Annotated in this window: 22 protein-coding genes; 2 read left to right on the top strand and 20 right to left on the bottom strand. The window is 36.1% G+C overall.

What is annotated here, in order from left to right; genetic code table 11:
* From cshA to BAU28_RS04215, 13 genes are all read right to left on the bottom strand, one after another.
* Nucleotides 1-1,432: degradosome RNA helicase CshA (gene cshA, locus BAU28_RS04155; protein WP_071717840.1), on the bottom strand; the 1,432-nt coding region annotated here is incomplete at its 3' end.
* Nucleotides 1,433-1,737: 305 nt separating this feature from the next.
* On the bottom strand, nucleotides 1,738-3,114 hold the full coding sequence (murF, locus tag BAU28_RS04160) for a UDP-N-acetylmuramoyl-tripeptide--D-alanyl-D-alanine ligase (protein WP_071717841.1): 1,377 nt from the start codon (nucleotides 3,112-3,114) through the stop codon (nucleotides 1,738-1,740).
* A 60-nt stretch (nucleotides 3,115-3,174) separates the two neighbouring features.
* On the bottom strand, nucleotides 3,175-4,263 hold the full coding sequence (locus BAU28_RS04165) for a D-alanine--D-alanine ligase (protein ID WP_048376295.1): 1,089 nt from the start codon (nucleotides 4,261-4,263) through the stop codon (nucleotides 3,175-3,177).
* Nucleotides 4,264-4,564: 301 nt separating this feature from the next.
* On the bottom strand, nucleotides 4,565-5,839 hold the full coding sequence (locus BAU28_RS04170) for an MDR family MFS transporter (RefSeq protein WP_071717842.1): 1,275 nt from the start codon (nucleotides 5,837-5,839) through the stop codon (nucleotides 4,565-4,567).
* Nucleotides 5,840-5,947: 108 nt separating this feature from the next.
* Nucleotides 5,948-7,363: a branched-chain amino acid transporter BcaP gene (locus BAU28_RS04175; protein ID WP_071717843.1), complete on the bottom strand. Its 1,416-nt coding sequence runs from the start codon at nucleotides 7,361-7,363 to the stop codon at nucleotides 5,948-5,950.
* Nucleotides 7,364-7,667: 304 nt separating this feature from the next.
* Entirely contained in the window at nucleotides 7,668-8,840 is a 1,173-nt protein-coding gene (locus BAU28_RS04180; RefSeq protein ID WP_002175347.1) for a homogentisate 1,2-dioxygenase, read from the bottom strand.
* Nucleotides 8,806-9,762 carry a fumarylacetoacetate hydrolase family protein gene (locus BAU28_RS04185; RefSeq protein WP_071717844.1) on the bottom strand — a complete coding sequence of 319 codons (957 nt, stop codon included), beginning with the start codon at nucleotides 9,760-9,762 and terminating at the stop codon, nucleotides 8,806-8,808. Before BAU28_RS04185 ends, BAU28_RS04180 begins: the two co-directional genes overlap by 35 nt.
* Before the next feature lie 67 nt (nucleotides 9,763-9,829).
* Nucleotides 9,830-10,948, bottom strand: a complete 1,119-nt coding sequence (gene hppD, locus BAU28_RS04190) for a 4-hydroxyphenylpyruvate dioxygenase (protein ID WP_025151089.1) — start codon at nucleotides 10,946-10,948, stop codon at nucleotides 9,830-9,832.
* Between the two features lie 428 nt (nucleotides 10,949-11,376).
* Nucleotides 11,377-11,496 carry a DUF3948 family protein gene (locus BAU28_RS04195; RefSeq protein ID WP_048376287.1) on the bottom strand — a complete coding sequence of 40 codons (120 nt, stop codon included), beginning with the start codon at nucleotides 11,494-11,496 and terminating at the stop codon, nucleotides 11,377-11,379.
* Nucleotides 11,497-11,530: 34 nt separating this feature from the next.
* On the bottom strand, nucleotides 11,531-11,641 hold the full coding sequence (locus BAU28_RS04200; protein ID WP_001058532.1) for a DUF3948 family protein: 111 nt from the start codon (nucleotides 11,639-11,641) through the stop codon (nucleotides 11,531-11,533).
* 43 nt (nucleotides 11,642-11,684) lie between these two features.
* Nucleotides 11,685-11,804 (bottom strand): DUF3948 family protein, encoded by a 120-nt coding sequence (locus tag BAU28_RS04205; protein WP_002074222.1) that lies wholly within the window; start codon nucleotides 11,802-11,804, stop codon nucleotides 11,685-11,687.
* A 34-nt stretch (nucleotides 11,805-11,838) separates the two neighbouring features.
* Nucleotides 11,839-11,949: a DUF3948 family protein gene (locus tag BAU28_RS04210; protein WP_001058532.1), complete on the bottom strand. Its 111-nt coding sequence runs from the start codon at nucleotides 11,947-11,949 to the stop codon at nucleotides 11,839-11,841.
* A 42-nt stretch (nucleotides 11,950-11,991) separates the two neighbouring features.
* Nucleotides 11,992-12,102 (bottom strand): DUF3948 family protein, encoded by a 111-nt coding sequence (locus BAU28_RS04215; protein ID WP_001058532.1) that lies wholly within the window; start codon nucleotides 12,100-12,102, stop codon nucleotides 11,992-11,994.
* Between the two features lie 403 nt (nucleotides 12,103-12,505).
* Between BAU28_RS04215 and BAU28_RS04220 the strand changes: the two genes are divergently transcribed.
* Entirely contained in the window at nucleotides 12,506-13,378 is an 873-nt protein-coding gene (locus BAU28_RS04220; RefSeq protein ID WP_071717845.1) for a Cof-type HAD-IIB family hydrolase, read from the top strand.
* Between the two features lie 39 nt (nucleotides 13,379-13,417).
* Here BAU28_RS04220 and BAU28_RS04225 read toward each other — a convergent pair whose 3' ends face one another.
* The 5 genes from BAU28_RS04225 to BAU28_RS04245 form a co-directional block, all read right to left on the bottom strand.
* Nucleotides 13,418-14,383, bottom strand: coding sequence for an ABC transporter ATP-binding protein (locus BAU28_RS04225; protein ID WP_071717846.1), 966 nt, complete (start codon nucleotides 14,381-14,383; stop codon nucleotides 13,418-13,420).
* Complete coding sequence (locus BAU28_RS04230; protein WP_071717847.1) at nucleotides 14,383-15,360, bottom strand: ABC transporter ATP-binding protein; 978 nt, start codon at nucleotides 15,358-15,360, stop codon at nucleotides 14,383-14,385. Before BAU28_RS04230 ends, BAU28_RS04225 begins: the two co-directional genes overlap by 1 nt.
* Before the next feature lie 10 nt (nucleotides 15,361-15,370).
* Nucleotides 15,371-16,294 (bottom strand): oligopeptide ABC transporter permease, encoded by a 924-nt coding sequence (opp4C, locus tag BAU28_RS04235; RefSeq protein WP_025151084.1) that lies wholly within the window; start codon nucleotides 16,292-16,294, stop codon nucleotides 15,371-15,373.
* Between the two features lie 12 nt (nucleotides 16,295-16,306).
* Entirely contained in the window at nucleotides 16,307-17,263 is a 957-nt protein-coding gene (locus BAU28_RS04240; RefSeq protein ID WP_071717848.1) for an ABC transporter permease, read from the bottom strand.
* A gap of 103 nt (nucleotides 17,264-17,366) precedes the next feature.
* The gene (locus BAU28_RS04245; protein ID WP_002175358.1) at nucleotides 17,367-19,094 is read right to left on the bottom strand and encodes an ABC transporter substrate-binding protein; all 1,728 of its coding nucleotides are present in this window, start codon (nucleotides 19,092-19,094) and stop codon (nucleotides 17,367-17,369) included.
* A gap of 351 nt (nucleotides 19,095-19,445) precedes the next feature.
* Here BAU28_RS04245 and BAU28_RS04250 point away from each other — a divergent pair, with 351 nt between their 5' ends.
* On the top strand, nucleotides 19,446-19,643 hold the full coding sequence (locus BAU28_RS04250; protein WP_033719971.1) for a hypothetical protein: 198 nt from the start codon (nucleotides 19,446-19,448) through the stop codon (nucleotides 19,641-19,643).
* Nucleotides 19,644-19,659: 16 nt separating this feature from the next.
* On the opposite strand, the gene BAU28_RS04255 is transcribed toward BAU28_RS04250, so the two are convergent.
* Together BAU28_RS04255 and BAU28_RS04260 are read right to left on the bottom strand one after the other, a co-directional pair.
* Nucleotides 19,660-20,805: an ABC transporter permease gene (locus tag BAU28_RS04255; protein ID WP_071717849.1), complete on the bottom strand. Its 1,146-nt coding sequence runs from the start codon at nucleotides 20,803-20,805 to the stop codon at nucleotides 19,660-19,662.
* An 11-nt stretch (nucleotides 20,806-20,816) separates the two neighbouring features.
* The gene (locus tag BAU28_RS04260) at nucleotides 20,817-22,013 is read right to left on the bottom strand and encodes an ABC transporter permease (RefSeq protein ID WP_071717850.1); all 1,197 of its coding nucleotides are present in this window, start codon (nucleotides 22,011-22,013) and stop codon (nucleotides 20,817-20,819) included.

The raw sequence follows: 22,013 nt of genomic DNA on the forward strand, positions 1-22,013 counted from the left end.
GGTCACGGTTACGACCATCGCCGCCACCGCGTCCATCACGACTACGATTACGGTTACCATCACGGTATCCGCCTCCGTTACCACCGCGTTTTTTAGAACCGCCACCTCTTGAAACAACTGGTGGTTCTGATGTTAAAGCGATTGGAGTTGTATCCGGCTCTTTTGTCATCATTTTTAAAGCAGCAGCTACTACTGTTACAGAGTCATTCTCTTCTAACATTTCTTCTGCAATACGCTTGTAGTATGATAAGTTTTCATTTTGGATTGTGCTTTGAAGCTTTTCTGCGATTAAACGTTGTTGACCTTCTAATGCCTCGTCAAGTGTCGGTGCTTCCATACGATCAACCTTACGTTTTGTTGTACGCTCGATATTTTTTAATTGTCCTGATTCACGTGGTGTTACAAATAACATTGCAATACCTTTTTTACCTGCACGGCCAGTACGACCGATACGGTGAACGTATGATTCTGGATCTTGTGGAATATCGAAGTTGTATACGTGTGTTACGCCTGAAATATCAAGACCACGTGCAGCAACGTCCGTTGCAACAAGAACTTCAATAGCACCTTCTTTAAATTTACGTAATACAGACATACGCTTCGCTTGTGTTAAGTCACCATGAATACCTTCTGCTGCATAACCACGTAAGTTTAATGCTTCTGATAATTCATCAACACGACGCTTTGTGCGACCGAATACGATTGCAAGCTCTGGAGATTGAATATCTAGCAAGCGTGTTAACACGTCAAACTTTTTCTTTTCTTGCACTTCTAAATAGAACTGCTGAATGTTTGGCATTGTTACTTCTTTTGCTTTTACTTTAATGTGTTGAGGCTCAGTCATGAAACGCTCAGCAATACGACGGATTGGATCTGGCATTGTCGCTGAGAATAATAATGTTTGATGTGTTTCTGGCACATCTGTTAAAATCGCTTCAATATCTTCAATGAAGCCCATGTTTAACATTTCATCCGCTTCGTCAAGAACAACCGTCTCTACGTTTTGTAAGCGAAGTGTTTTACGGTTAATATGATCTAAAATACGACCCGGCGTACCAACAATAATGTGTGGGTGTTTTTTTAGAGCACGAATTTGGCGGTTAATATCTTGACCACCATAAATTGGTAGAATACGAACACGTTTATGTTTACCAATTTTGTATAGCTCTTCTCCAACTTGAATTGCTAATTCACGCGTTGGCGCGATAACAATACCTTGAACTGCTTCTTTATTTGTATCCACTTTATCTAATAGTGGTAATCCGAATGCTGCTGTTTTCCCTGTACCTGTTTGCGCTTGCCCAATAATATCCTTACCTTGCAATGCATGTGGAATTGTTTCAGCTTGAATCGGCGTAGCCTCTTCAAAGCCCATACTTTCAACAGATTGCAGTAAAGACTCACTTAATCCTAATTCTCGAAATGTTGTCAATGTTACTTCTCCTTTTCTATCCTATACTTATCATTTAAAAAAAGGCGTTTTCCGAACTTGCGGAAAAGCCCTTTTCCTGAATGCTCACGTATATAACCGGGCGTATATTCTTCACGAAAATACTTCTAAACGTTATTACACTTTATCAATTATAAGTTTTGTATGTGTAAAAAGCAAACCCCAACTGTTACCTTATTTCATATTCAGAGCTTTTTTCTTTACTTTTATTTTTTATCATTTACTGTAAGCGCTTATTATAAGTTTCCACTATTTTCGTGGCTATCATCCCTATTTATATACACCAATTATTTCAACATCGCTATAACTTCTTCTAATTTCATACCGCGAGACGCTTTTACTAGCACAACATCTTTTGCATCAACTACTGCTTGTAAGTCTTTTACAAGTTCTTCTTTATTATCATACGCTGTAACACGTTCTTTAGGGAAATTAATTTTTGCTCCTTCAGCAATTTGAGCCCCTAATCTACCATATGTGAATACATATAAGATTTTTGCTGGATCAATTAATTTACCTACTTCATAATGAAATTGCACTTCTTGATTTCCTAGTTCTAACATATCACCAAGCACAACAATTTTTTTTGCAAATCCATCTAAACCATTCATTAGATGGAACGCAGCTTCCATAGCCGTTGGACTTGCATTATAGGCATCATTGATAATTGTTAAACCACTATCTGTTTTTACAATTTCCATACGCATACCTGTCATTTGAAGTGTTACTAAACCTTTTTTCATTTCTTCCCACGTTACACCAAAATGTTTCGCAATTGCCATTGAAGCAAGTGTATTATATACATTATGCTTTCCTAGTACCGGCAGATAGAATGACAAAGTTTCATCCCTGTTCATCTTAAAGTGTGTTCCAGTTGCCTGTAATGTTACAGTAGTTGGATAATAATCATTTGCTCTCGCATCACCAAATGTAACTGTTTCAGCTGCTAAATTCATTTCTGGAACACGATTCGTTAATAGCGGCTCATCTCCATTATATACGAACACGCCACCTTCTTGTAAACCTGTAACAATTTCTAACTTCGCTTCAGCAATCGCCTCACGAGAGCCTAAATCCATTAAGTGCGCCTCACCAATGTTCGTGATAATAGCCGCATCTGGACGAGCTAACTTAGATAGAAATTCAATTTCTCCCTGGCTAGACATACCCATTTCCAATACAGCTACTTCTGTATTTTCTTCTAGGTTTAAAATAGTAAGAGGTAAACCGATATGATTGTTGAAATTACCTTCTGTTTTTTGAACTTTAAATTTAGTCGCAAGAATACTTGTTACAATATCTTTCGTAGATGTTTTACCATTACTACCCGTTACACCAACAACTTTTACATCCAATTGATCACGATAGCTTTTCGCTAACATTTGTAAAGTTGCTAGCGTATCTTCTACAAAAATAACAGGAAGATTCTCGGGTGGATTTGCTACATCTTTCATCCATAGTGTGGCAATAGCCCCATTTTCAACAGCTTTATCTACAAAAGCATGTCCATCGAAACGTTCACCTTGAATCGGAACATATAAATTTCCTTTTTCAATTTTTCTCGTATCAATAGACACTCCTTGTATAGTAATTCCCTCATACTGCTCTGCTAGTCCCGTACCATTTATCATCTGTTCTACTTGTTTTAACGTTCGCTTTATCATGAAAACACTCCTTACATAGAGGAAGCACTATTCCTTCGAATAGTGCTTCCTCCTTTTTTGTTAGATTGTATATTTAATTTTTTGTTTTTCTTCGTGACGCTCAATCGCTAAGTTAATTAGCTCTTCGATTAATTCTGGATACGGTAATCCAGTATGTTGCCATAGTAGAGGGAACATACTAAACGGCGTGAATCCTGGCATTGTGTTTACTTCGTTAATATACACTTCTCCATCTTTCGTTAAGAAGAAATCAGCTCGTGTTAAGCCAGAACCATCTAATGATTGGAATGCAATAATTGCATCTCGCTTAATTACATTAGACTCTTCTTCTGTCATTTCAGCTGGAATAATTAACGCTGTATCACCATCGATGTATTTCGATTTGTAATCATAAAAATCTTTTTTCGGTACAATTTCGCCTACAACTGAACATTTCGGCTCATCATTACCTAATACACCAACTTCTACTTCACGACCTACAATATTTTCTTCAACAATAATTTTACGGTCAAATTGGAACGCCTCTTCGAATGCATTCTCAAGCTCTTCACGATCTTTACACTTATTAATACCAACACTTGAACCAAGGTTTGCTGGTTTTACGAAGCAAGGATAGCCTAACACTTCTTCTACTTTTTCATACGCTGTTTCACGATCTTTTTCCCATGCACTACGAATGAAAGATGCATATTTCGCTTGTTTCAATCCAGCTTCTGCAAAGATATTTTTCATAACAACTTTATCCATACCAGCAGCTGATGCTAATACACCGTTACCTACATATGGAATATTCATTAATTCTAATAATCCTTGTACTGTTCCATCTTCACCATTTGGTCCATGTAATAATGGGAAAATAACATCAATTGCATCTTCTTGCTTAGAATTTGCAGTTGGGATAATTTCTGCACTTAATGATACAGGAGAAATTGCATTTTCTTCTCCACTCATTTGTAATGCTTCAACCGTCGTTACTTCACCTTCAATACGCTCACCGCGCATCCACTGACCTTGCTCTGTAATATAAATTGGATGAATCTCGAATTTATCTTGATTTAATGCTTTAATAGCAGCAAGAGCCGTTTGTAACGAAACTTGATGCTCAGCTGATTTTCCACCATATAATAAACCTAATTTAATTTTTGTCAATGAAATCACCCTAACCAATTGTTTTCATTTTTCTATTTTAGCACTTTTTATAAAAATAGGTAGTTCCTATTTGAAATAAAATGTAACTTCCACAAATAATTAAAAGACACCACTTATTGGTTTTCTACACTTTTCCTACCTAATTTTCTACATGACTAAACAAAATTAAACTTTAAAGTAAGATTGCAATTTGATCTAGTTATGTACCTAAAATATGTAGAAATCCACTTTTTGTGTATGTCATCTATATTATCCCACCATTTGTGGAGAATGAAAAAACACTGATTACAGTTTCATTTTATTAAGAAGACTGTTTTGTAAATGTTTCTTTTTGCCTCTGCTCAACAAGACGGTCTAAAGAAACATATACAATACCCGCAACTACACATCCTACACCTAAAATTGTAAATAAAAAATGACCAAGGAATCGATCTAATAAAAAACCTCCAAGAAGTGGACCGAATGCACTTCCTGTAATCCACTGCAAACTCGCCGCTCCCATATAAGTTCCTCTCAAATGCTCGGGTGCTAAATTCGCTACAAATGTCATCTGTACAGGCGACATAATCATCTCACCTAACGTATATATTGCATAAACGAACATTAACGTCATTAAAATAATTGTAGTATTTGTATCAAATTCCCCAAACCACTTCGGTAACCACCCTATAAAAAACAAACCAATCCCGAACAAACACGCACCATATAACATCGTCTTTCCGACAGGTTTATCTGTCGCCCATTTCGATATTTGGAACTGAAACAACACAACTAATAGACCATTTAATGCCATTAAATATGGGTATGGATTGTTAGCTCCAAAAATATTCTTCATTTCGTTATCAAAGTGAAGCGGTAACATACCTTCTGTTTGAGAAAAACCCATAGAAATAATAATACCCGCTAACAAATAAATCATTAACGCCTTATCTCTCATTAAAATTTTCCAAACTGCTCCGGATTCCTTCTCTTTATTTCTTTCCGTTACTTCCGTAATTTTCGGCATTGTTTCTTTAATAAGTACTAACATAAGTAGTGCATAAAACAGCATAGCAGACGAGGCAATAATAAACACGAGGTTCTTCGATAAAACAACTACCGATGCTCCCATTATCGGCCCAATTGCAGCTCCAATATTGTGTCCCATTCGTAATAAACCATATGCTTCTGTTCTTTTTTCTGGCGCAGTTACATCCGCAACCATTGCTGATGCCGCTGGATGAAATAGAGAATTACTTAACCCTAAAAAAATAGATAAAATGGCGTACGGGATAAATCCTTCTATAAATAAAAAACCGAGCATTAATAATGCATTACTTGCCATCGAAAATATCATAATCGGCTTTCTTCCATATATATCCGCAATTCTTCCTCCTATAAGCGAGCCAAGGCTTGCGGCAATTGGAGAAAGCGCCATAATAACACCAACTTGCAGTAAAGAATCTACCTTATCTTTTAAATATAATGCAAAAAACGGCATCAACATCATCATCGCAATTCCATTCAATGTCTCACCGATAAATCGAATCCATACGTTACGATCCATCTCCCTTAGCTCACGCCACGTGTTTTTCATATTTACACCCCTTTAATTTGCCAACAATTATCTTATAACATATTCAGAAAAATGTAAATTTTCAAAACAAAAAATCCATTCTAATAGAATTAGAATGGATTTTTCCACTTATAAATTTGCTACATCTTCTTCTTTATTATCATTATTTAAAGCGCTATGCTTTCGGCTATATAAAAAGTAAACTGCTATACCAATAACCATCCATACGCCAAAACTAATCCATGCTGTTCCGGATAACTGAAGCATTAAGTATAAACAAAAAATTACCGTTAACGCTGGTAAAAATGGTACGAGCGGCGCCTTAAATGCCCTTGGTAAATCAGGGTGAGTTCTTCTCATGACAATAACTGCAACTGCTACAAGTGCAAAGGCTGACAATGTCCCCATATTTACAAGGTGTGCTAAAACATTTAAATCTATTAATCCTGAAATAAGTGCTGCAATAATTCCAGTTGTCCATGTATTTAAAAATGGTGTTTTAAATTTCGGATGGACTTTAGCAAGGCGCTTTGGCAACAGCCCATCTCGGCTCATCGCATAGGAAACACGAACTTGCCCATACATCATAACTAGCATTACAGTTGTAATTCCTGTGATTGCTCCTACTGAAATTACTCCCGCTAAACTATCTTGTCCAATAAATTGAAGTGCAAAGGCAACTGGATCTGATATATTTAGCTGTCCGTATGGAACAATCCCTGTCAAAATAAGTGAAACAACGATATAAAGAACTGTACAAATTAATAACGATGCGATAATGCCGATTGGTAAATCACGTTGTGGCCGTTTCACTTCTTCTGCAGCTGTTGAAACTGCATCAAACCCTATGAATGCGAAGAATACTGTAGCAGCTCCAGCCATTACACCATCTAAACCAAATGGCATAAAAGGTGTCCAGTTTTCAGGTTTTACGTAATTAAAACCAGCAAAAATAAAGATAAGAACAACCGCTATTTTAATAAACACCATAATATTATTTACGCGTGCACTTTCACGAACGCCTCTAGATAAAAGAACTGTCATAACTAAAATAATTAGAACTGCAGGTAGATCAATTATTCCACCCTTTCCTGTACCAGGGGCCGAGGAGAGAATGGTCGGAATATGAATTCCAAATCCCTTTAATAAAGATTGAAAATAAGCGGACCATCCGTTTGCTACTGCGGATGTAGCAAGTAAATATTCAAGCATTAAGTCCCATCCAATTAAAAAAGCGAACACTTCCCCCATCGTCGCGTACGTATACGTATACACACTGCCCGAGACAGGAACTGAAGAAGCAAATTCAGCATAACAAAATGCAGCAAATGCACAAGCTAGCGCGGCTATCGCAAATGATAATATAATAGCTGGTCCAGAATGTTTTGCTGCTACCACGCCTGTTAGAACAAAAATACCAGTTCCAACAATTGCCCCAATGCCAAGCATCGTTAAATCCAATGCGCCCAATGTTCTTGCTAATGTCTTTTGCTTACTTTCTTGCATTAACTTTGCAATAGGCTTCTTTTGAAAAATTTGCTTCATAGCATGCTCCTCCAAGTTTTAAATTTTCTGAAAATTTTTAATTCGCATTTTCATTTTACTCATAACGCTTTTTACAGTCAATACTTTTGTCGAAATAAGCGGAAATATTTCAGAATATACAATTAATTGTTTTTGTCATTCTTTCTAAATAGAAGACTATCGTCTATTACAAAGAAAAATTCGACAAATATAAAAAAAACACGAGATCACATCTATATATCTTTTCATAAATTTTTTTGGTATTATTATACATGTCGATTCCAAAAAAGAGGCATGCTCCTTTATTGAGCATGCCTCTTTTTACTTATTTCACAGTATATGAACCTTCTTCAATCCAGCTATACATGTACTTTTCATCTTCCGTCTCATGTGCTTGTTTTACAATACGAAGCGGACGGAATGTATCTATCATAACAGCCAGTTCAAGTGTCTCTTTCTTCCCTATACTCGCTTCTGTTTTTCCTGGATGTGGTCCATGCGGAATCCCGCTTGGATGAAGCGTAATAGAACCTTCCTCTACACCTTTTCGGCTCATAAAGTTACCTTCTACATAATAAAGTACTTCATCACTATTCACATTACTATGATAATATGGTGCCGGAATTGATTCTGGATGATAATCATATAAACGTGGTACGAAAGAGCAAATAACAAAATTATGTCCTTCGAACGTTTGATGTACTGGCGGCGGTTGATGAATACGACCTGTAATTGGTTCAAAATCCTCTACATTAAAGACCCACGGATATAAATATCCATCCCATCCAACAACATCTAACGGGTGGTGCCCTAAAACATGCTTATGCATATATCCTCTGGACTTTGTCATTACGACAAACTCACCTTTTTCATCATATGTCTCCAATTTCTCCGGACCACGAATATCTCTTTCACAAAACGGACTATGTTCTAACAATTGCCCATATTCATTGCGGTAGCGATGTGGTGTTGTAATTTGGCTATTTGCCTCTACAACAAGAAACTTAGTCTCTCCTTCATCTGGAATGACACGATAAATTGTTCCAATTGGAATCGTTACATAATCACCTTTTCTATAGTGAATCGTTCCAAACATCGTCTCAATTTTCCCTGTTCCATAATGAACGAATAACATTTCATCACCATCACCATTACGGTAGAAATAATCCATTTTTTCCGTTGGACTTACTACTCCAATTAACAAGTCTTCATTCCCAAGTATGAAATTTCTCCCACTTATTGCATCGCCAGTTTTTTTATTTTCTTTCGTGCGAAAATGACGATGAGCAAGAGCAACATCCTCTTCATACTGTAACTGACAAGAATGGGATAATGCTGCATGTCCTACTTCTGTTGGCATATAATGATGATACAAAATAGACTGCGTACCAGAAAAACCTTTTGTCCCCATTACCTGCTCACGATAAAGTGATCCATCTTTTTTACGAAATTGTACATGTCGTTTATGAGGTAGCTCCCCCATGTGACGATAATACATGCCCATCACCTGCTTCCATTTCTTTTTTTACCGTATTACGTAATGTACCTAAACCAGTAATCGTAAGTTCTACAACATCACCATCTTGCAGCCACTCTTCCGTACCAAGCTCTAAAATACAGCCCGTTCCTACTGTTCCAGACCCGATAACATCTCCTGGATATAACGTAACATCTTCCGAAGCACGTTCAATCATTTCAGCAAATGTATAGTAAATATCTTGGAAATTCCCCTTTGATAACAATCGCCCATTTACATGAGCAGTCATCTCTAAATCATAACGATCACCGTTACGATAAACGTCTAATTCCTCTTTCGTAACGAGATACGCTCCTAATGAAGTTGCAAAGTCTTTCCCTTTCGCTGGGCCGAGCCCCACTTTCATCTCTGTCGCTTGTAAGTCTCTTGCACTCCAGTCGTTCATAATACAATAACCAAAAATATATTCCTCCGCTTTCTCACGAGAAATATTGCGTCCTTCTTTTCCAATTACACAAGCAATCTCTAACTCGTAATCAAGCTTTTGAGACTTCTTTGGACCAGTAACAAAATCATCTGGTCCAATAACAGCACGGTGGTTAGTAAAATAAAAAACCGGGATATCATACCATTCAGGTATAACATCTAACCCTCTTCTCCCGCGGGCTGTTTTTACATGCTGTTCAAAGGCATAAAAATCTCGAATGCTACTCGGATTAGGAATCACCGCTGCCAGTTGTACTTCCTCTAAAGGATATATACCCTTTTCTGGATTTTTAATATTACGCACTACTTCTACATACGCATCCGCTTTCTCTAAAAAGGCGAACATAGAGGAAGGTAATTTCCCATCACTAGCAAGATTCATATCGATTACTTTGTCACCTTCAAGCCAGCCAGCTCGCATTTCTTTCGAAGGGAGACGAAATGTAACAAATTTCATCATGATTCCTCCCTATGAAAAATGAAATTTCCACCAACAAAGGAATTCTTGCTGGTGGATATAAATTTTATAAATTCCCGCGACGCTCTTGTTCTCTTTCAATTGATTCGAATAAAGCTTTAAAGTTCCCTTCACCAAATCCACGAGAACCTTTACGTTGGATGATTTCAATAAATAAAGTTGGACGATCTACAATTGGTTTCGTAAAGATTTGTAATAAATAACCTTCTTCATCACGGTCTACTAAAATCTTCAATTCTTTTAATTTATCAATTTCTTCATCAATTTTCCCAACACGTGCTGTTAACTCATCGTAATACGTATCTGGCGTATCTAAAAACTCCACGCCATTTGCACGAAGCACTTCAATTGTTTTTACAATGTCACTTGTTAATAAAGCAAGATGCTGTACACCCGCTCCGTTATAGAACTCTAGATATTCTTGAATTTGTGATTTTCTTTTTCCGTCTGCTGGTTCATTAATCGGAAACTTGATACGGCTTCCATTCGTCATAACTTTTGACATTAATGCCGAATACTCTGTGCTAATATCGTCATCATCAAAGTGAATCATTTGTTTAAATCCCATGACGTTCTCGTAATAGCTAACCCATTCTTCCATTTTTTCAACATTACCAACGACATGATCTACAGCAATTAAACCTGACTCTTCAAATGGAAGATTAAACTCTACCTTTTGAAATCCCGGCATAAATGTTCCTTTATAATTTTTACGCTCTACAAGCGTATGAATTGTATCACCATACGTACCAATAACTGCTTTTTTCAATGTACCTTCCTCATCTGTTAACTCTTCAGGAGGAGCAATTGCAACAGCACCACGTTTTACCGCTTCAGAGTACGCTTTATCAACATCATCAACAAGAAGGGCCACATCCTTTACTCCATCACCGTGGGTCTTTACAAACTCTGCAATGCGATTATCGCTACTTAAAGCTCCAGACACAACAAAACGCATATTTTTTTGCACAAGAACATAAGATACCTTTTCACGGTTTCCTGTTTCTAATCCCGAATAAGCTACAATTTTGAATCCAAATGCTCTCGCAAGATAATAGCTCGATTGCTTTGCATTTCCTACGTAAAATTCAATATGATCTACATCACGTACCGGAAAAAAATCCTCCATTTGTGCAGCTAGCGTATCCATAGATTTTTGTTTCATAAATTCCTCATCCCCCTGTAAATAGATTAAATGGTCCATATTTAAACCTAACCGAAAACGCTTCCAACATTAATTGATAGAAATTAGTTAGCAAGCTAACAAATTCTGACTTTTAAAATTTTCTATCTTTTCTGTCAAATTCCTCTTTTTTTCTTACATATAAAATTCGACTTTTTTCTCTTTAAAATAAAATGAAACTTTAGTCAGTCGGGGTTCTGTTCATCCCCCACTGATTATTAGTTGAACCAATCGAGCTTTTACGGGCAGTTAATGTGGGATAAGGGGGTAATATCAATACTTGAGAGGATATATGGGAGGAAAATAAAAAAGACCCCAACATATTAACTATTTACTAATATGCTAGAGTCTCTATTTTTTTAGAATAATGGTACGTAAGGTGTATAAAAACTTATTGTTATCAATATTCATCATACTAATACATTTGTAAGGAATACAATAAACGCTGTCAATACGGCTGCTCCACTTGCTGATCCTAAAACATCCCTTTTTGTTACCTGTAATACTTGTTCCTTGTTCATATTCCTCATTCTCCCTTCTCTTGTTTTTGTTACAAAACTTTTATTATACTAATACGCTTGATAGAAATACGATTAATGCTGTTAATACTACCGCTCCGCTTGCCGATCCTAAGAAGTCACCTTTTGTTACGTTTAATACTTGCTCGTTGTTCATAATTTTCATTCTCCCTTCTCTTATTTTTGTTACAAAACTTTTATTATACTAATACGCTTGATAGAAATACGATTAATGCTGTTAATACTACCGCTCCGCTTGCCGATCCTAAGAAGTCACCTTTTGTTACGTTTAGTACTTGCTCGTTGTTCATAATTTTCATTCTCCCTTCTCTTATTTTTATTACAAAACTTCTATTATACTAATACGCTTGATAGAAATACGATTAATGCTGTTAATACTACTGCTCCGCTTGCTGATCCTAAGAAGTCACCTTTTGTTACATTTAATACTTGCTCGTTGTTCATAATTTTCATTCTCCCTTCTCTTATTTCGTTATAAAACTTTTATTATACTAATACGCTTGATAGAAATACGATTAATGCTGTTAATACTACCGCTCCGCTTGCTGATCCTAAGAAGTCACCTTTTGTTACATTTAATACTTGCTCGTTGTTCATATTATTCATTCTCCTTTTTATAAGTTATCTATATGTAATTTCTAAGAAATGATTAGTTCATAGTTTTTATGTTAACGTTACATTAAAATTAATTACGTAACGTTTGTAACATTACTGTAACATAACTATTATTACGTTGCAATATAATTACGTAATTTTTATTACATTTTTTTTACGTTTTTTATCAGAACATCCTAAAAACCTTTATTTATAGCGTTTTTCAACACTTACATGTTTGTAATATTAATGTAATATTACAGTTACAAATAGAAATATAGCATTATATCTACTTAGTTTTGTTACAAAATCATTCTTAACTATATAAATAGGAAAATTTACTCAAGCCGTGTATATATGTTTCCTTTTCATAACTATGTATAATGAAAACAAAGAGGTGGTCATTTTGAAATTAATCGCACTAGATATGGATGGTACACTATTATCATCTAATCTTGAAATCTCCAAAGAGAACTTACAAGCTATCCAAACTGCAAAAGAAGCCGGTCATATTGTAATGATTTGTTCTGGTCGTGCAAAAGAGGATGCTTTAAAACTATTGGAAGAATATCAACTCTCTCTTCCAGTTGGGGCAAGCAATGGGGCAATTGTTTATGTGGATGGAAAGGTAATTAACTCGCGTTGTTTACAAAACGATAAAGTGTACAAGCTTGCAAAGTTACTAGAATCTGAAGGATTTCCATATAAGTTGTACACAAATAAAGGGGTTTATTCTCCTTATACATGGCAAGGCCAAGTGATGCAAGCGTTCGAAGAAAACAAGCATACACTAGATGTTACACTTGAGGATCTCGAAAGAATTACAGAAAAACAAAAGAAATCAAACTTAATTACAGACTTCCAAAAAATAGAAGATGTCGTAAATAATCCAGAATTAGAAATATCTAAATTCTTCATTTTAACATTTAATGCTGCCCATCGTTCGCAGCTATTGCAAACTTTACAAGAAGATACGGACATTTCAGTTACAGCATCAGCCCCTACTAATATAGAAATTATGGATAAGCATGGTCATAAAGGAAACGGACTACAAGAAATGGCAGCTTATTTCAATATACCAATTGAAGATACTGTTGCAATCGGTGATAACTTTAATGATGTGCCAATGTTACAAGTAGCTGGCTTATCAGTTGCAATGGGCAATGCTGAAGAGGACGTAAAAAAATTATGTGACGTTGTTACATTAACGAATAATGAAAACGGTGTTGCTCACGCAATTGAGCAATTTGTATTGAAACAAACTTCATCAAGTAAATAAAAAAAGGACTCTTTCACATTTTGAAAGAGTCCTTTTCTCTTACACATGATGACAAGCAACAAAATGATTTTCACCAACATTACGAAATTCCGGTACAGCTTTTTTACAAACCTCTGTTGCAAATGGGCAGCGTGTATGAAAACGGCAACCTGAAGGTGGATTCGCTGGACTTGGAATATCCCCTTCTAAAATAATTCGCTCTCGTTTCACCGTTGGATCTGGTATTGGTACAGCTGATAACAATGCTTTTGTATACGGATGAAGTGGATTTGCAAATAATTCATCACGAGGCGCTGTTTCCACAATCGTTCCTAAATACATAATCCCAATTTTCGTACATAAATGCTCCACAACACTTAAATCATGTGAAATGAATAAATAGGATAATCCCTTTTTCTCCTGTAATTCACTAAATAAATTAATGATTTGTGCTTGAATAGATACATCTAATGCCGCAACAGGTTCATCAGCTACAATAAATTCTGGATCTAATACCATTGCCCTTGCAATAACGATACGTTGACGTTGTCCTCCAGAAAATTCGTGTGGATATCGGTCAATATGATACGGAGCTAAACCACATAACTCCAGTACCTCTATCACCTTTTCACGGACATTTTCTTTCGTTGCTAGTCCGTGGGCCAACATCGGTTCCCCAAGTGCTTCCCCAATTCTCATTCTTGGATTTAATGAACTAAATGGGTCTTGGAAGACAAGTTGCATATTAGGACGATGCTTTCTTAGTTCCTCTTTTGATAAACTATGAACATCTTGACCTTTAAATTTCACTTCACCTTCTGTTTTTTGAATGAGACGGAGAATTGTTTTCCCTATCGTCGTTTTCCCACTTCCAGATTCCCCTACTAGGCCAAACACTTCTCCTTTATCGATTGTAAAGCTTACTCCATCTACCGCTTTCACATGTCCAATCGTTCTACTAAATACGCCGCCTTTAATCGGAAAATATGTCTTTAAATTTTTCACTTCTAATAATGGTTCACTCATTATTCCGCACGCTCCTCATATAGCCAGCAAGCCACTTTATGATTCTCATCATGTACATTCAGATTTGGTGCTTCGTTTTTGCATATTTCCATGCAATGCTCACAACGACCGCTAAAGTAACAAAACTCATCTAAGCCAACTAAATTCGGAACTTGCCCTGGAATAGAATAAAGTTTATCTGTTCGTTTCCCCATTACTGGTTTTGATTTTAGCAACCCTTTCGTATATGGATGTTTAGGATTTTGAAATAGCTCTACTACTGGGGCCTCTTCAATGACTTTACCACCATACATAACAACAACGTAATCGGCCATTTCCGCTACAACACCTAGATCATGTGTAATTAATAAGATAGACGTTTTAAATTCCTCTTTTACTTGTCTTAATAAGTCTAATATTTGTGCTTGAATCGTAACATCAAGGGCTGTTGTCGGTTCATCTGCAATTAATAACTTGGGATTACAACTAAGCGCAACAGCAATCATAATACGTTGTAACATTCCACCGCTCATTTCGTGAGGATAAGAATGTACAATTTCATCAGCACGAGCTATACCGACTTTACGAATTAATTCAATTGCTTTTTTGTATGCTTCGTTTTTGCTAAGTAGTTCATGCTCCCTTAACGTCTCAACAATTTGTTCTCCGACAGTGAAGACTGGATTAAGCGATGTCATCGGTTCTTGGAAAATCATCGCGATATCATTTCCTCTTAAACTACGAAGTTCTTTCTCTTTCATTCCTAAAAGGCTCTTTCCTTCATAAAGAATATCGCCACCAACGATGCCACCAGATTCAGCAATAAGTCCCATAATAGATAAGGCCGTTACACTTTTCCCGCAACCTGATTCGCCTACTACACAAACTGTTTCACCTTCTCGAACTGAAAAGCTAACATGATTAACAGCCTTTACTGTACCTTCTTCCGTCTGAAAGTGTGTTTGTAAATCCTTTAGCTCTACTACTGCTTTACTCATGCTTCCTCACCTACCGCTTCATCTTTGGATCTAATGCATCACGAAGTGCATCGCCAAGTAAATTAATTGATACGACTGTTATAAAGATTGCAAAACCAGGCGGAATCCATAACCACGGACGTTTTTGGAAATCGATTAATGAGTTTGCTGCACTAATCATATTTCCCCACGATGGTGTAGGTGGAACGACACCCAGACCTAGGTAGCTTAGTGCAGACTCCCCTAAAATAGAACCCGCAACACCTAATGTTGATACAACAATTAATATTGGCAAAACATTTGGGATTAAATGATATACGATTTTCCGGTAATCTTTTATCCCGAGCACGTCAGCAGCTTGCATAAACGATTGTTCTCGAAGCGATAAAATTTGACCTCGTACGAGACGGGCAAGTCCTGGCCAACCTACTAAACTTAAAATAATCATAATGACATAAAGACGATAATCAGATGGTACTTTCCATTCTGATAAAATAGCCCCCATTATAATAAGTAACGGTAATCCTGGCATCGACATTAAAATATCGGCAAGACGCATTATAATATTGTCGACGATACCACGGTAAAAACCTGCAATAGCTCCTAATAAAGCACCTAGTATAACTGATAAAACCATTGAGGCTAAGCCAATTGTTAACGAAATCCGCCCCGCTTGCATAAGCCTCGTTAAAATATCCCTTCCTAATTGATCTGTACCAAGCCAATGAGAAAAACTAGGTGGTTTGTTAATTAGCGTAACTTGTATTTTTCCTGATGCATACGGTGAAAAGAATGGACCGATAAAACAAAATAAAAACATAAAAATTAATGCATAAAACCCTATAAGTGCCATTTTATTTTTCTTTATCCTTTTAAAAGCTTGTCTCCACGGCGATGATTCATTCCGTCTTTTCTTTTTTGCTTTTTTCTCTGTAATTGCTGTAACAGTTTCCATCTCTCTCCCCCCTTACTTCAACCGAATACGTGGATCAACAACGGCATATACAACATCCGCTAAAAAGTTTGAAACAATTGTCAAACAAGAAAGAAACATCGTAAATGCCATTAATACTGTATAATCACGGAAATTAAGTGCTTCCAATTGAATATTACCGATACCTGGCCAGTTGAAAATTTGTTCAATAATAATTGCCCCTGAAAACAATCCTGGTAACTCAAATGCAAGCAATGTAATAGCCGGTAAAATTGCATTTTTTAATGCATGTTTATAAATAACGGTCTTCTCTTTTAAACCTTTTGCTCTAGCCGTTCGAATGTAATCTTGTCTCACAACCTCTAACATACTCGTTCTAAAATAACGAGTTAATGAACCCACTCCAAGAAGAGTTAAAATAAACACTGGTAAAACCATATGCTTTGCAACTTCTATTACGTAAGTAATCCCAGTTGAGTTACTCCCAACATCAATCATTCCGCCTATCGGTAATAACTTAAAGTCAACCGCGAACACTTTAATTAAAAACAAACCGATAAAGAATGAAGGGAATGACATCGCTGCAAAGACACCAATTGTTACAAGCTTATCAAATAAGGAATGTTGCTTTGTCGCGGAAAATACACCGATAATAAGTGCAATTAGCCAAATAAAGAACAATGCAATAACCGCTACAATAAAAGAATTCCAAATAAATTTATTTAATAATGACGTTACAGGTTCTTGATATTGAAGCGAAAAACCAAAATCCCCTTGCAATGCATTACCTAACCAATGAAAATAACGCTCAACGATTGGCTTATTTAATCCATATAATTCCCTAAGCTCAGCTGCCCTTTCTGGTGTAATCTTTGGATTTGAATCAATATAATCCCCTGGAAGAAGCGCGAACAAAAAAAAGATAATAATTGACGTACCCAACAGTGTAGGAATCATTTGTAACAACCTACGAACGATATATGTTTTCACCCTTTTTCTCTCCAATCTTATGCCTAAAATAGAAGAACATTTTTTCAAAGCGGTACATTACTAACCGAATGAAAAAATGTCTTCTACTTATACATTCTTATCGTTATTTTTCAATAGATAATACTGGCAAGTTTGCACTAATACTATTGTATTTTTCAGGGTCAATTCCTTTTATATTCCCGTTGTATCCAGTAATTGTTCTACGATAGTTTAATAGAATTACTGGTGGATCATCACTTAACTCTTTATATAATTCTTTATAAATCGGTTTACGTTTTTCAATATCAACTGTCTCAATACCTTTTTTAATTAGCTCATCTACTTTCGCATTTTTATAACCAAGACTCTTCTCATTGACACCAGATAAATATTCACCAGCTGTTTCACTTGGATCACTTGTAATCGGTGTCGAAACAGAAGCCAAATCATAATCACCTTTGTTTACCTTCGAAAGCATAGTATTAAAGTCCATAAATTCAGGATTAAACTCTACACCTATCTCTTTATAATTCTCTTTCGCAATTGGAATTAATAAATCACTATCTTTAGCCGAACTTGGACCGAAATAAGAAAGCTTTAATTTTTGACCATCTTTTTCACGCACTCCATCCGAACCAACTTTCCATCCTGCTTCATCTAATAATTTTTTCGCTTTTTCTTTGTCGTATTCATATTTATTAACCCCTTCTTCCGTATAGGCCCAAGAAGTTGGATGAATTGGTACATTAGCTACCGTACCGTATCCTTTTAATGCTGTATCAACATACTTTTTACGATCTAATCCGTAAATAAGTGCTTGGCGAACCTTTTTATCCTTTAAATACGGCTTATTATTATTCATATAAATATAACTAAATGATGCCGCCGTTTCGATTTGAATGTTCGCGAATTGTAAACCTTTCGCCTGCTCAAGAATTTCATCACCAGTACCTAGGCCAGTGTAGTCAACTTCGCCTGTTTGGAACAATTGTAGTTTCGTATCACCAGCAGTAATTTTATAAATGAAGTTTGGAATTTTCGGTTTACCTGCATAATAATTTTCATTTGCTACAAATCGAACTTCTTGGCCTGGAATATACTTTTCGAATTTATATGGGCCCGCAGCTATCGGTTTTCCATATAACTCTTTTAAATAGTCTAAACTTGTATTTTGTTTATAGTCTTTTCCATAATAAGCTTTTGATAACACTGGACCACCTAAAGCAGTTAGTGTTTGAGAGTTAACTTTTTCAGTCGTAATTTTAATTGTCTGTGGATCTATAACTTGAAGGCCTTCAATAGAAGTTGCTTTTCCTTCTTTATATTCTTTACCACCTTTAACCGCATATTGAGAAATGTCTATTTCACCTTCATATGCCTTATCATGTAAAAGCGTCAATGTGAACGCTACATCATCTGCTGTTAATGGCGAACCATCACTAAATTTTAAATCTTTACGTAAATGGAATGTATATGTTAACTGATCAGAGGAAACATCCCACTTCTCAGCTAATTCTGGAATTGGTTTTCCTTGTTTATCTGTTGATACAAGAGATGCAAAAATAACAGACGTTACGTTTCCATCCCAACCATTTTGCTGGAAGTATGGTAAAAAGACACCACCTGGTTTATTAATTCCAACAACTAACGTGTCTTTTCGATTTTTTGCTTTGTCAGGTACTTTCGTCTTATCTGTAGCAGCAATCTTTTCGATTTTTATATTCTTTAAATCTTGCTGTTTAACTGGTTCTGTAGAAGCCGTATCTTCCTGTCCCCCACAAGCAGATAACACAAACGAACTACTCAGTAATACTGAAAATACACCAGCCCATTTTTTTGTCTTTGTCTTCATTGTCCCCACCCTAACTTTTTTTTAATAATTACACTTTATGAACTGCTTGCCTTATGTATGCCTCCCACAGCAACATTTTATAGCCAATCGGAAAAGTCGGTTTTAAATGTAAAAAAATAGATGTTTTTGAGGGGTAACAATCTTATTCCGACCTTTCCGGTAGACTTTATGGTTATTAGCTTATATCGTTCACTATATTTTGTCAATTCTTTCTATATAAATATTTTTAAGAATTTTTTAAAAATTATTGATCAATCTTTAATTTAGGTAAACTTAGCAAAAAATTCATTCTATTATCTACTAGCCCAGCATAGAATAATAACAATTAACTACCAAAAAGGGGGCGAAAATATAGACAACCTATTCCAATATGTCCTGCACTATGTGTTATTAACAATCATGATAGTCGGGGCATTATTACTATTCCCGTTCTTCCCAAAGTTCGTCCTCTTTTTAGCTTTTTTCGTTATGTTAGGGATCGCAATTATTATCTCTATGAAAGAAGACGATACACAAAAAGAAAGCAGAGTTCAGCGCTTAAAGCTGTAACTCTGCTTTCTTTTTTTCAGTCGTAACGTATTCTCGTTAAACCAATTACGAAAAATACTCCTGCAAATAAACTGAGTATACCAATATATCCTCCTATATCTGCTAATGTGCCTCCCCTTACAATTAGCTCCGTAAAGCCACGCATCGCCCACGTTTGCGGAACAAAATTTGCCGCCACCTGCATCCATGCCGGCTCAATTTCGATTGGCCAATAAAGACCACTAATCATACATGTTGAAATTACAACGATATTACCTAGTGCGGACTGCTGTTCTGTTGTTTTTACGATACTTGCCAATAATAAAGCTAGACCAATGACGGCTAATAACAATACTGAAACGAGTGTAATAACCCCTAATAAATTTCCCCACTGCACATCAAATAATGAATGCGTTAATATCATTAAAACACCAAATTGAATCCACCCTATTAAAAAGAAGGAAAGGATATATCCTGCTAGTATTTGAACTTTTGAAACTGGCGCTCCTAATAAACGAGACCAAACACCAAGTTGTCTAGCTTTCAAAATAGTTCCCGTCGCACTTAACATGACAATCATGACGAATAGAATTGAAAAACCTGCAGCTCGCCCTGTAACGTTATTTAACTTTTGATCATCATGTAAAATCGATTCTTTTTGAATCGAAACAGGATCTACTTTTGTATAAATTGTTTCATACATCGTTTCCCACGAAGTGTTACTTTTCTTCTCAAAATCTCTTGCTGCACTAACTTCTATCTCCATCTTTTTTAATGCACTTGCTAATACTTGCTCTACAGAAGTTCCACCAGTAAAATCAGCACTAGCTTGAAATTGAATATTTTCTACCTTTCTATCTAGCATACTCTTTTGAAAATCCTTCGGGATGATGATTATACCAGATGATTTCTTGTTTTCGATCCTCTGTTTCCCTTCCTCATACGTTACCTTCTCTATAGAAATTAAATCACTTTTCTTTATTTCCTCGTAATACTTGCTAGATAATACAGAACCATCTTTATCTACTAAACTAATATTTACTTTCGCATTCCCACTTCCACCTAAAAGCCCGCCGAAAATGAGTGTGAAAATAATAGGCATTCCAAACATGAGTATATAACTTTGTGGCCTAATTAAAATTTGTTTTAATTCTAGCCAACAAAGTGCCCAAACCTTCTTCATCATTTCCCCTCCTATCTCGTACGTAAACGTAACGTTCCAATCATAACGGAGATAATTCCTGCACTACATAAACTTAAAATAACAGGAAGTAGCACATCCCAAGATGTTCCCGACATAATATTTAAGAAGCTCGTAAGCGCCCATTTATTCGGAGCAATATTCGCAACTGTTTGAAGTGTATCGGGAAATACGTAAATCGGTAACATTGATCCCCCTAATATAGCTAGTATTTGAATACCCATTCCCCCCATTAAATCTGCCGTTTTTTCCTCACGAATAAAGGCCGCAATTAACATAGATAAACCAGAAACACAAATTGCATAAGAAATTCCCAACACTACTATTTGAGACACGTCTTCGCCCCATTCCACATGAAACATAAAGTGTGTAGCAACTATAAATATTCCAAATTGTATACAGGCAAATAGTAATGTACCTAAAAACTTCCCGAATAAAATTGAAAATGAGCTCGTCGGTGTACTAAACAAACGCGCCAACGTTTCAGTTCGTTGTTCTGTTACAACTGACTTTGCACCTACTGTTATGTTATATAGTAAAAACATGACTAACATCGCTGCTGCATAATATTGCATCGCCACAACTGTTTTTTTACCTATCGTTCCTCTTTCGATGTTATCCGCACTTGTAGTTGCTATCGTCTGTAGACTTCCACTTACCTCTTTTGCAACTTGTGCTACATCACCCTGCTGAGATTTTGCTAATTCTGTTACAACACTTTTAGTAGATACTGCGACTGTTTGAACACGTTCTGAAAAAGAGTGGATCATTGACTCGGCAATTTTTGCTTGTATATCTTTTGATGGGTCTATAAGCACCTTTGGTTCTTTTAATTTTCCATCTTGTACTTGTTCGCTCCATTTATTTGGGATGACAATTCCTACATCGATTTTCTTTTCCTTTAACATATCTTCAAGCTCTACCTGGGAGTTAACTGCCTTTACTTTCACATCATCTTTTATTTCCTTAGACTGCAATACATCTTTTTGAAAGACATCTGCAAACTCATCCGTTCCCTCTTGATAATAGCCAATTACTGTTTTCGGTAGTCCACCACTATCAAATACATTACTTAACGCTGAACCTAAAATCGCTGTTAATAAAAGCGGCATAAGTATCATCATCATAAATCCGCGGCGATCAATTAAACGGATTTTTAAATCTTTCCATGCAATAATGAAACTTTTCAT

Source organism: Bacillus paramycoides (assembly GCF_001884235.1).
Taxonomy (GTDB): Bacteria; Bacillota; Bacilli; order Bacillales; family Bacillaceae_G; genus Bacillus_A; species Bacillus_A paramycoides.

Excerpts from the sequence above, each read along its gene's own strand:
- BAU28_RS04225 (WP_071717846.1), bottom strand. The coding sequence starts at position 14,383 with ATGAGTGAACCATTATTAGAAGTGAAAAATTTAAAGACATATTTTCCG.
- BAU28_RS04215 (WP_001058532.1), bottom strand. The coding sequence starts at position 12,102 with ATGAACAACGAGCAAGTATTAAATGTAACAAAAGGTGACTTCTTAGGA.
- BAU28_RS04170 (WP_071717842.1), bottom strand. The coding sequence starts at position 5,839 with ATGAAAAACACGTGGCGTGAGCTAAGGGAGATGGATCGTAACGTATGG.
- BAU28_RS04200 (WP_001058532.1), bottom strand. The coding sequence starts at position 11,641 with ATGAACAACGAGCAAGTATTAAACGTAACAAAAGGTGACTTCTTAGGA.
- BAU28_RS04260 (WP_071717850.1), bottom strand. The coding sequence starts at position 22,013 with ATGAAAAGTTTCATTATTGCATGGAAAGATTTAAAAATCCGTTTAATT.
- BAU28_RS04180 (WP_002175347.1), bottom strand. The coding sequence starts at position 8,840 with ATGTATTATCGTCACATGGGGGAGCTACCTCATAAACGACATGTACAA.
- BAU28_RS04210 (WP_001058532.1), bottom strand. The coding sequence starts at position 11,949 with ATGAACAACGAGCAAGTATTAAATGTAACAAAAGGTGACTTCTTAGGA.
- opp4C (WP_025151084.1), bottom strand. The coding sequence starts at position 16,294 with ATGGAAACTGTTACAGCAATTACAGAGAAAAAAGCAAAAAAGAAAAGA.
- BAU28_RS04195 (WP_048376287.1), bottom strand. The coding sequence starts at position 11,496 with ATGAGGAATATGAACAAGGAACAAGTATTACAGGTAACAAAAAGGGAT.
- hppD (WP_025151089.1), bottom strand. The coding sequence starts at position 10,948 with ATGAAACAAAAATCTATGGATACGCTAGCTGCACAAATGGAGGATTTT.
- BAU28_RS04205 (WP_002074222.1), bottom strand. The coding sequence starts at position 11,804 with ATGAAAATTATGAACAACGAGCAAGTACTAAACGTAACAAAAGGTGAC.
- BAU28_RS04185 (WP_071717844.1), bottom strand. The coding sequence starts at position 9,762 with ATGAAATTTGTTACATTTCGTCTCCCTTCGAAAGAAATGCGAGCTGGC.
- BAU28_RS04255 (WP_071717849.1), bottom strand. The coding sequence starts at position 20,805 with ATGAAGAAGGTTTGGGCACTTTGTTGGCTAGAATTAAAACAAATTTTA.
- BAU28_RS04230 (WP_071717847.1), bottom strand. The coding sequence starts at position 15,360 with ATGAGTAAAGCAGTAGTAGAGCTAAAGGATTTACAAACACACTTTCAG.
- murF (WP_071717841.1), bottom strand. The coding sequence starts at position 3,114 with ATGATAAAGCGAACGTTAAAACAAGTAGAACAGATGATAAATGGTACG.
- BAU28_RS04245 (WP_002175358.1), bottom strand. The coding sequence starts at position 19,094 with ATGAAGACAAAGACAAAAAAATGGGCTGGTGTATTTTCAGTATTACTG.
- BAU28_RS04175 (WP_071717843.1), bottom strand. The coding sequence starts at position 7,363 with ATGAAGCAAATTTTTCAAAAGAAGCCTATTGCAAAGTTAATGCAAGAA.